The organism is Limnohabitans sp. MORI2 (assembly GCF_027925025.1).
GTDB lineage: Bacteria > Pseudomonadota > Gammaproteobacteria > Burkholderiales > Burkholderiaceae_C > Limnohabitans.
Window position 1 is genome coordinate 1275875 of sequence record NZ_AP027058.1, and the last position, 2464, is coordinate 1278338.

Sequence of the window (2464 nt, forward strand, 5' to 3'; positions counted from 1 at the left end):
AGCGCAAACTTTGGCACACGCTATGCTTGATATGTACAAACCATCTGACATGGAAAGGGGTTTTATGCGTAACTTGACATCGTTATTGGCTGGATCTTTTGTATTTTTGACATCACATGTCTGCGCACAGTCTGGTTACGACCCCAAGCAAATACCGACCTACGATGCAGGGGCATTGTCTCGTCAAGCCGAGCAAACGCTGAAACAGAATCAATTGCAACGCAGTGCACGGTTGCGCGAGGCTTATCCGCCAGTCATGGTTTTGAACGATCAAACCACGGTGAAACCTAAAGTGATCAAGTTTTTAGGTGCAAGGCAATTCACGCCTGAGCAACTCCAAACCACAGCATCACCGTACCTTAACCGTGACTTGACGCGGCATGAACTCAATCAATTGACAGAAGCTGTGGTCGCTGCCTATCGGCAAGAGGGATGGATTGTGCGGGCCTACATACCCCAACAAGACCTTTCCCGGGATGATCTGACGGTTCAAATCCTAGAGAATCTGCAGCCCAGCGCACGATAAAGCCTGAAAACCCTCATCTAACTGTCAAAAGCGGCAAGGCACGGAACTTGCATTAAGACAACCCCTATGGTTGTTTTAGTACTCGTTTTGTGAAATTAACTCGGTCGCGAATCATTGCTGCGATTGCATTCCTGTGTCTTTTGGCAGGGTCGTTGGACATCTACGACCCCGTTGTGCCTAAAGATGCAGGCACCGTCCTGCGCGCGATTGAGGGCAAAACGAACCTGCCCGTCACGGAATGGGCTGAAGCTATCACCGGCAAATCCTTTGCTAAACCCAAACAGCCACGCAGCTTGGTCGATGCGGCCATGGACAAAATGGTGGAGCAGCAAGAGGTGGAAGAGGCCGCCAAAGCCCTCATTACCCTCAAATCCATCCAATTCCAAGGTGTCACCATCTTGGGCGATATGGAGCTCAGGGGCATCGTCGAACCTTTCATTGATACCCCCATGACGTACGAGCAAATGCTCGAAATCGGCATGGTGGTTGAGTCTTATTACCGCAAAAACAACTACTTAGCGCGTGCCATCTTGCCGCCCCAAGATCTGACCGACGGTGTTTTGACGGTCGACGTCATTGAATCGGTCTTCTCCAAAGTTGAAATTGAGCAAGAGCTCGAAGATCTGCCCAACACCCAAGCCCACGTCGAAGCCATCATTGAAGCGCAACAAAAAACGGGCGAGCCTTTGAACAGCAAGTCCTTGGACCGTGCACTGGCCTTGGCCAATGACATTCCAGGCTTGAGCGCCCAAGGTTCTTTGCGCCAAGGTCGTGACGCAGGCGAAACCGAGCTATTGCTTAAGTTGTACCAAGGTCGTACCCGCCAGGCTGAACTCAGCATTGACAACGCCGGCTCACGTTCAACGGGTTTCATGCGTTTCATGACCACATTGAACTGGTTCAACCCCAACGATTTGGGGGATTTGCTCAATGTGGTGGCCGTCCACACACGGGGTAGCGACTACGCCCGACTGGCCTACAGCGTGCCAGTCGGTACCGATGGTTGGCGCATGGGCCTGAACGCCTCGGCCATGAGTTACGAAGTCGTGGTTGGCGAACAGGGCATGGTTGGCGCCGTGGGCCGTGCCATGACACAAGGCATGGAATGGATCTACCCATTGCTGCGTGAGGACGACCGAAGCGCCACCGTGACCCTGACGGCAGACAACAAAAACTTCCAAAACACATCGGCCCAGGGTTTGGTGATGTCCGACTACAACGCCAAAGTCATGACGGCCCAGGTCTCGGGCTTCTACCGTGACCTCAACCCGGGGGGTGGAACGGGTACTTATGCGCTACAACTATCCCACGGCATCATCAATTTAGATGGGTCTTTGAGTCAGCAAACAGATGCCACAACCGTCCAAACCGAGGGTATTTTTAACAAAATTCGCCTCAATGGCAGCTGGCAGCAGCCGATTACTACGCAAACATCAGCACTTGTTTCGGTCTCTGGGCAGCTGGCTGACAAAAACCTTGACTCATCAGAAAAGATGCAGCTCGGTGGCATGAATGGCGTGCGAGCGTACCCAACGGGTGAAGGCTCAGGCACAGACGCGCAGCTGATTCAGCTAGAAATCAAACATCAACTGGAATCCGGCATCAATATGGCTGCCTTCTACGACTGGGGGCAAGTGTGGCTAGCGCACGACCCGTCATACCCGGGCGGACCACAGCACAACCGCAATGTCTATAAAGGCTTTGGTGCCAGCATTGGGTACACCACAGAAGATGGCATCAACATCAAAGCCACTTGGGCGCGAAAAGATGGCAGCAATCCCAATCCTACACAAACGGGTAACGACCAGGACGGTACACGCGACCGCAACCGTTATTGGCTGCAAGTTACTTTACCGTTCTAGCGCGTGAGTTTGGTTTTTGAACAACTCGCGCAAATATCCCTCAAGAAGTCCGCCGCCATTCCGAATCGGAATGGCT

Annotated in this window: 2 protein-coding genes; both read left to right on the forward strand. The window is 52.7% G+C overall.

What is annotated here, in order from left to right; all coding sequences use genetic code 11:
* Positions 1-22 precede the first annotated feature (22 nt).
* Positions 23-526 carry a POTRA domain-containing protein gene (locus QMG27_RS06330; protein ID WP_281814468.1) on the forward strand — a complete coding sequence of 168 codons (504 nt, stop codon included), beginning with the start codon at positions 23-25 and terminating at the stop codon, positions 524-526.
* A gap of 152 nt (positions 527-678) precedes the next feature.
* Positions 679-2388: a ShlB/FhaC/HecB family hemolysin secretion/activation protein gene (locus tag QMG27_RS06335; protein WP_281814470.1), complete on the forward strand. Its 1710-nt coding sequence runs from the start codon at positions 679-681 to the stop codon at positions 2386-2388.
* The last annotated feature ends 76 nt before the right edge of the window (positions 2389-2464 follow it).